The sequence below is a fragment of the Mesorhizobium sp. M00.F.Ca.ET.216.01.1.1 genome (assembly GCF_004010325.2).
Lineage (GTDB): Bacteria > Pseudomonadota > Alphaproteobacteria > Rhizobiales > Rhizobiaceae > Mesorhizobium.
In genome coordinates this window covers 1-374 of sequence record NZ_SADR02000222.1, presented here as the reverse complement: position 1 = coordinate 374, position 374 = coordinate 1, and the positions used below count along the sequence as shown (strand labels likewise).

The 374-nt window shown below is 68.7% G+C and carries 1 protein-coding gene; it reads left to right on the top strand.

The window, feature by feature from the left end; translation table 11 throughout:
• Window positions 1-337, top strand: a 337-nt coding sequence (locus EN859_RS38485; RefSeq protein WP_189502517.1) for a hypothetical protein, incomplete at its 5' end; no start/stop codon positions are given.
• Between the last annotated feature and the right edge of the window lie 37 nt (window positions 338-374).

Below are 374 nucleotides of genomic sequence, written 5' to 3'. Positions count from 1 at the left end.
CAACCGGAAGGTCGACGACGGCAACGGCGGGTTCACCACCGTCACCGGCAAGACGGCGCTGGCTGCCCACGTCGACGACATCGACAACCGCGTCACGCGCGCCTTCGAGAACGCCTCGATCTCGGCCGCCCTTGCCGCGCCCGACCTCGTCCAGGGCGAGCATTTCGGCCTGCGCGTCAACTGGGGCAATGCCGGCGACGCCGACGCCTTCGGCATCACCGGCGCCGCGGTGCTGAGCGAAGGCTTTGCCCATGGCGGCCGCCTGACCGGCACGCTGGGCATCGCCTTCTCCGGCAATGTCGTCGGCGGCAATGCGGGGCTGCAGTTCAGTTGGTAGGATGAGGCTTCCCCTTCTCCCAATGGGAGAAGGGAGG